This is a genomic window from Vibrio sp. 10N.222.48.A3 (assembly GCF_041475345.1).
Classification (GTDB): Bacteria; Pseudomonadota; Gammaproteobacteria; order Enterobacterales; family Vibrionaceae; genus Vibrio; species Vibrio tasmaniensis_A.
The window spans coordinates 1-6392 of record NZ_JBFRVX010000366.1; the positions used below are offsets into that span (position 1 = coordinate 1).

The window sequence follows — 6392 nt, forward strand, 5'->3', positions numbered from 1 at the left end:
AAATTAAGGGTTGGTTACTTTTCTCATAGAGCCCGACCTTCAATCCAGTTTGGAGTTAATTATGAGCAATGAAATGTTAACAATGCTAAAAGACGCACTTGATATGTTCGCTTTCTTAGCAGTAGAGTTAATTATCCTTTTTTTAGCGATCAGCTACATTGTTGGGATTCTTCAAGAGTTCCTTACACCAGAAAAGATTCAATCTATCCTGAGCTCACGTAATGGTAAGGGGTATGTGGTTGCTGCACTATTGGGTGCAATTACACCTTTCTGTTCATGTTCGACCATTCCTTTCCTAAAAGGATTGCTGCGTGCAAGAGCGGGTTTCGGTCCAATGATGGTGTTCCTATTCGGTAGCCCACTATTGAACCCAGTGATCATTGGTTTGTTCGTGATTACGTTCGGTTGGCAAGTCGCTGTGTTCTACTTCCTTGTAGCAATGACGGTATCTGTAGTCGCTGGTTACGCACTTGAGAAGTTAGGTTTTGAACGCTACGTCAAACCTGAAGCGTATGAATCGACAGGTTCTGCTTCAAGCTGTGGCACTAGTTGTCGTGACTCTACTCCTAAGAAAGCAGCAACGGCTAAAGCGGAATCTTCATGTGGTACAAGTGCATGTGGTGAGCCTGCGCCAGCAATGGCGAAAGAGACATCTTGCTGCGATTCTAAAAAAGAAGAGCCACAAGTCACGGTTTCATGCTGTTCTGCGGATGGAAGCGCGACTGCTGAAATTGTAGAGAAGAAAGAACCTAGCCGTTGGATGAGAATTTGGTTCTCAACTTGGAAAGACTTCAAACAAGTTTTCCCTTACCTAATGATGGGTATTGCGATTGGTTCATTCATCTACGGCTTCATTCCTACAGACCTAATTGCACAGTACGCTGGTGAAGGTATGTGGTATGCGATTCCAGTAGCAGCCGTGATTGGTATTCCACTGTACATTCGTGCTGAAGCGGTAATCCCATTAAGTGCTGCTCTAGTTCAGAAAGGCATGGCGTTGGGTTCGGTAATGGCATTGATTATTGGTAGTGCAGGTGCAAGTTTAACGGAAGTTATCCTGCTTAAATCAATCTTCAAGAACCAAATGATTGCAGCATTCCTATTCGTTATCCTAAGCATGGCGATGGGGGCAGGCTTCCTATACAGCTTCATCTTTGGTTAATCGGGTCTGATTCCTAGATAACTCCATTGATAGCAAGATATAGATAATAAAAAAGAGCTCACTTAGTTGAGCTCTTTTTGTGTTTAGGAGGTCAAAAAATCATGGGCATTAGGCTTAATTTTTTTGAGAACGCTATTATTCCGGAAGTGCTGCTATCGAAAATAACACTCATCAACCCCTACTTTTAGACTTGAATGTAACCGCTTTGATGCCAAGTATTAACGATATTTATGTTTCGTAGGTGTTAATTAATTGGTGATCCTATTTAATCTTTTTGGCTAATTATTGGACGGTTTTCATATCGATATCTAGTATTTATGTAAGGGTGAATAATGAAATAGCATCGTTCAAAATTAACGTTTGTTTAGCTTTAATTCAACGATGACAACGTCAAAAGACTTGGAGTTAATGAATGAAAGATAAGTTGAAAATTTACTGCCTTGGAACCCCTACACTTGAAACCAGAGAATCATTTGAGCTCGTGCCAGTCAGTGACATTAATCAACTCCCTGAATTATTGGGCGGCGTCATAGTTCTAAATGGCGATCTTAGTTCGCAAGACGACGTGATGAGCCAACTCCACCGTAGCAGGAAATTTTGGTCTTGGAAGATTTATATTTTAGAAGATAGTGCATTATCAGAGTGTTTATCAGACGGCACTTTAAATCCAGAAAGTGTTGAAGAAGAGGTGATTCAACACCGCAGAACGTTAGAAAGTATTATCGACACATCGGATACATTAGACCCTCTTGTTGGGTGGTTAGGCTTGGATCAAAGACGTCGATTATCACCTCACAAATATTTGTCTCATAAATCGATATATTCCTATCCGTTAGTGGAGCTTTACTATCCGGAGTTAAGTTCAACTTATCGTTTTGTATTATCAGAGACTAAGCGAGACACTTTTGAAATTGAGGATTTAATCGATCGAGTAAGAGTGTGTCATGAATGTGCCAGTGCCCACTTAAACTACATCGAAGCGTGTCCTTCTTGCAAAGACATTGATATTACTGAGCGTACCTCTCTCCATTGTTTCACGTGTGGCCATGTTGCTGAACAAGGGCTTTTCAAACGCAATCAAAAATTAGAATGCCCGAAATGTTTGACTCAGCTTCGACATATTGGAGTGGATTATGATCGCCCTTTAGAAACTCATACATGTAACTCATGCTCTCACTCTTTTTCTGAGGCGGAGACATTAGCTTCTTGTTTCGAGTGTGGTACAAAAAACGATATTTCAAAGTTGGTTGTTAGGAAGATTTATTCGCTGAAACTTGGAGTTCAGGGAGAGTATATATTCCGTCATGGAGTGAAGCTATCGGCGCCTGAACTGACCTTAAGCGGGAAAGTAGACGGCGGGTATTTTTCTAATCTTCTTAGCTGGGTTAATAGGATTGCACTTCGCCACGAAGAAGAGCACTTATTATTGGGGTTACACCTGCCTGATTTAGCGCAGTATGTGTCTAAAAATGGAGACGCAAAAATGTTTGCTTTGATCGAGCAAATTACAGAGCGTTTAAACGGATTGTTTAGAGATTCTGATATTTGTTGTCAGTTTAAAAGCGATGTTCTTCTTGTATTTATGCCTAAAGCTAAGATGGAACATATAGAAGTATTACGCGAGAAAATAGAAGCACTTTGTTCTTTAATCGAAGATGACGATTTCACGCTGAATGTCTTTGCATGGGGTATACCCGATCCAACAATGAAAGAAGATGTTGGTTATTGGTTAGAAAGTAAAGTCAGTGAAATCTATGCTGTCAGTTAGCCTTGATCTCCAACAGTACTTCTGGGGGATGCTTTTAGAGAACTCTGAGCTTTGGCTAATGCTTTTCCCCATGATGATTATGGTGGAGCTCCCACTCTTTCTGCTTGTGTTAAGTGGAATCTTTCGCTGGTCTTATTCGGCCAGTGACATAGAGATAAAAGAATACCCAAGCATCTCGTTTGTAATTACTTGTTATGGAGAAGGAGATGCAATTGAGATAACGATCGACACGCTTGTTGAACAGCTTTATCCCGGAAAGATTGAGATTTTAGCCGTAGTCGATGGAGCAACTCAAAATGAAGATACCTACTTAGCTGCAATGCGAGGGGAGCAAAGACATAAAACGGTAAGAAACAGAGATGTTCGTGTCATTCCTAAGTGGCAAAGAGGAGGTCGCGTATCAACGTTAAATGCTGGTTTAGATAACGCTACCGGCGATTTTGTTATTAATGTTGATGGTGATACTTCTTTTGATAACGACATGGCGTTACAAATGATGAAGCAATTTACTGATAAGAATGTGATTGCTTCTGGAGGTGCTTTACGCGTTAGAAACTGGCAAGAAAATTTGCTTACGCGAATGCAGTCTCTTGAATATATGTTATCAATGCAAGCTGGTAAGACGGGGCTATCCAACTGGGGTGTTCTCAATAATATATCAGGAGCATTTGGTGCCTTTCGAAAGAACACTCTGAAGCAAGTTGGAGGGTGGGATACCCATACTGCTGAAGATCTCGACTTAACGATGAGGCTCAAACAGTACAAGAAAAGACATCCAAACAATAAACTCGCTTTTACACCCAAAGCTGTGGGCCATACTGATGTACCCAATACACTGAAAGGGTTGGTACAACAAAGGCTAAGATGGGATGGAGACTTATTATTTCTGTTTTTAAGGAAACACAATGAAGGTCTAACCCCTAGATTACTCGGTTGGGGAAACTTTATATTTACTTTAGTTTATGGCGTTCTACAAAACGTATTGCTGCCCATTCTAGTTTCGCTATTCATGTTTTACATATTTTGGGCTTACCCCTTCGATCTTGTTGCTGCACTTCTGATCCTTATCTATTGCGTCTATTTGTCGACAGTGTTGTTGTTTTTTACTGTCTATATTGGGTTGGTTTCCGAAAGAGCGAAAGAAGATCTTAAGATGGCAAAATGGCTAATCTTGTATCCGTTTTATCAGTTCTTTATGCGGTTGATTACGGCGTTCTCTATGGTGAATGAGTTATTTAGAAGAAGTCATGAAGAATCCAGTATGGCTCCTTGGTGGGTATTGAAAAAAGGCAAAAGGTTTTAACAATGAAAGTGAAATTTCATCTTGATAAAAAGAATAACCCTCAATCGGATGATGGTATCAAAGTTGCTTACGGACAAGCGAAAAGAGGAGGCTACCGCTTTCGTTGGTATTTAATCCTAAGCTTAGTGGTTAGCCCTCTATTATTCGTAGCGTATTTTTTCTTAAAGACAAATTTTCTGGTTATTGCTCCGGCAATCATTACCTCGCATCCTGTAACCTTAACCTCTAAAGTTGCAGGAGTAGTCGGCCCAATTCCAGTAGACGATGGAAGTCAAATCCTAAAATCAGAGACAGCGATTCAGTTGACTAATATGGAAGTGGAAGCGCAAATCGAATTTCTTCATGCTGAGTTATTAGATTTAGAAATCAGGTCTCCTGATGATATTGGCTTACTGCACTTGAAAGGCATTGAAGAAACGCGCAGTAATTTAAACACGGTACAGCAAATTCAAACGCGATATGAAGAATATAGGAAAAAAGGTCAGGTATCCGATGTGGACTATGCAAGTATAGTGGGAATGAGTAACTCACTTAATAATCAGCTTAATGGACAAAAACTTGATTATCAAAATGCGAAATTAGCTGAACAAGAAAGAGAATTAGCGGGTCCGGTTAGTCAGGCTCGACGTGCTTTAATGAAAGATCTAGCACTTAAACGTGTTGTTGAACAAGGATTGGCGATTAAGTCTCCCTATGAAGGTCGCGTTGTCGATATCCATGTCGTTGAAGGACAGAGAGTGTTCGAAGGTGACGAGCTTGTAACGATAGCGAAGAATACCATCCCGCAAGTGGTCGCGTATTTAGACCCTAAATATTTAGAGAATGCGATAATAGGAGCTCATACCAAGGTAAGGTTTCCTAATGGTAGTACTTTTGAGGCTGAGATTGCAGATTCGGTAGAAATCGTCAGTAAGTTGCCGACTCAATTAGCAAGCCCTTTTGAAGGGCAGCCAGCATATCTCAAAGTAGCATTGAACTTTACGGCTGATTTGCCTAGAGAATATTGGATTGAAGGGATGACCGTCGAAGTGCGTTTTTAATTAGCACGCTAACTTGACCATAAATGGAGCGTATATCGCTCCATTTATGGTTTTAGGGCTAGCTATTTTTATAGCGAACTGTTGTTTTAGAGTGACCTCTGCTTTAGAGAGAACTATCGTAGAGAGAGCTGTGGATATCAAAAACCACGTACATCCAGTTCATTGTTGATCAATACAACACACTGAGAAGCAAACAACATGTTTGGACCTAAGCTGATTTTCTCTGTCCCTAAACGCTTCAAGCTGTTGTAGCTTTTCTTCGGCATAGGGATATGGTCAGTTAGAAGGAAACATGGGTTTTCCGCAATCTCTGCGTCACGGATAAAGTCGCCTTTCTTATCCATCATGTACAGCTGGTGGTCTTCAGCCAGTTCTTTAACCAACTTTTCAAAACTCATAGTACGAACAGTGATGCCCGGTTCAACCTGACGTGTCTGTTCTTTTATCATGCCTTGAGAAGCATCAACCGCTCTTACTACCGCTGATAACAATGCCGATTCATGAAAGCCACCAATGTTAGTGATCTCATTTGAATCGAAAGTGATCGTACGTGAAAAGTCTTTAGTACTTTCTAATACAAGGTGCACGGTGACATTCTCACGGTGTGATTGAGCAACGAAGATCGTGTTCATCAGAGTATGAGCCAGAATCTCAGTATGAGCGTCTTGCCCAACACCTTCTAAGATAAGTTTGCTCTCTGTAGGGGCTGCGCGAGCGCGTAATACAAATGAACGCATGGGATGTACCTTGTCAGTATGTGATAAAGCGAAATAGGCTTAATCAACATGAATTGATGAATAACTAAAAATTATGGCGGTATGTAACTCTTTTCTATTAATGAAGTCAAATGGAGTTATGTATAGTACTGACCACAAGAACTCTACGTATTAAATAGAGAGTGACCACATTACAAGATGGTAAAGGTTGAAGCTAACCAAGGTTTACATAGATAGTATGCGCAAATTATTAGGTGACTTATACCAATCACAGTAAGTGATCATAAATAGCGCAGGGAAAAGGCTTGAGAACAAGGCGGCTCTATTCGACAAAGAGTTTCGATAAGTAGTTATTCTACTATCAAAATTTCTAACGCAGTTATTAAGCGTTTTAACCAGCTAG

The 6392-nt window shown here is 40.6% G+C and carries 5 protein-coding genes; 4 read left to right on the forward strand and 1 reads right to left on the reverse strand.

Annotated elements, in window-relative coordinates; translation table 11 throughout:
- Positions 1-61 precede the first annotated feature (61 nt).
- The 4 genes from AB4653_RS11280 to AB4653_RS11295 all read left to right on the forward strand — a co-directional run bounded on the left by AB4653_RS11280 (position 62) and on the right by AB4653_RS11295 (position 5273).
- On the forward strand, positions 62-1162 hold the full coding sequence (locus tag AB4653_RS11280) for a permease (protein ID WP_102258224.1): 1101 nt from the start codon (positions 62-64) through the stop codon (positions 1160-1162).
- Positions 1163-1574: 412 nt separating this feature from the next.
- Positions 1575-2930: a diguanylate cyclase gene (locus AB4653_RS11285; protein WP_009846282.1), complete on the forward strand. Its 1356-nt coding sequence runs from the start codon at positions 1575-1577 to the stop codon at positions 2928-2930.
- Positions 2917-4233 carry a glycosyltransferase gene (locus AB4653_RS11290; protein WP_009846283.1) on the forward strand — a complete coding sequence of 439 codons (1317 nt, stop codon included), beginning with the start codon at positions 2917-2919 and terminating at the stop codon, positions 4231-4233. The genes AB4653_RS11285 and AB4653_RS11290 overlap by 14 nt, the downstream gene beginning before the upstream one ends.
- Positions 4200-5273: an HlyD family secretion protein gene (locus tag AB4653_RS11295; protein ID WP_083784025.1), complete on the forward strand. Its 1074-nt coding sequence runs from the start codon at positions 4200-4202 to the stop codon at positions 5271-5273. Before AB4653_RS11290 ends, AB4653_RS11295 begins: the two co-directional genes overlap by 34 nt.
- A 137-nt stretch (positions 5274-5410) precedes the next feature.
- On the opposite strand, the gene trmY is transcribed toward AB4653_RS11295, so the two are convergent.
- Positions 5411-6010, reverse strand: coding sequence for a tRNA (pseudouridine(54)-N(1))-methyltransferase TrmY (trmY, locus tag AB4653_RS11300; RefSeq protein WP_009846285.1), 600 nt, complete (start codon positions 6008-6010; stop codon positions 5411-5413).
- Positions 6011-6392: the final 382 nt, after the last annotated feature.

Coding starts and splice junctions, on each gene's coding strand:
- AB4653_RS11280 (WP_102258224.1), top strand. CDS start 62: ATGAGCAATGAAATGTTAACAATGCTAAAAGACGCACTTGATATGTTC.
- AB4653_RS11285 (WP_009846282.1), top strand. CDS start 1,575: ATGAAAGATAAGTTGAAAATTTACTGCCTTGGAACCCCTACACTTGAA.
- AB4653_RS11290 (WP_009846283.1), top strand. CDS start 2,917: ATGCTGTCAGTTAGCCTTGATCTCCAACAGTACTTCTGGGGGATGCTT.
- trmY (WP_009846285.1), bottom strand. CDS start 6,010: ATGCGTTCATTTGTATTACGCGCTCGCGCAGCCCCTACAGAGAGCAAA.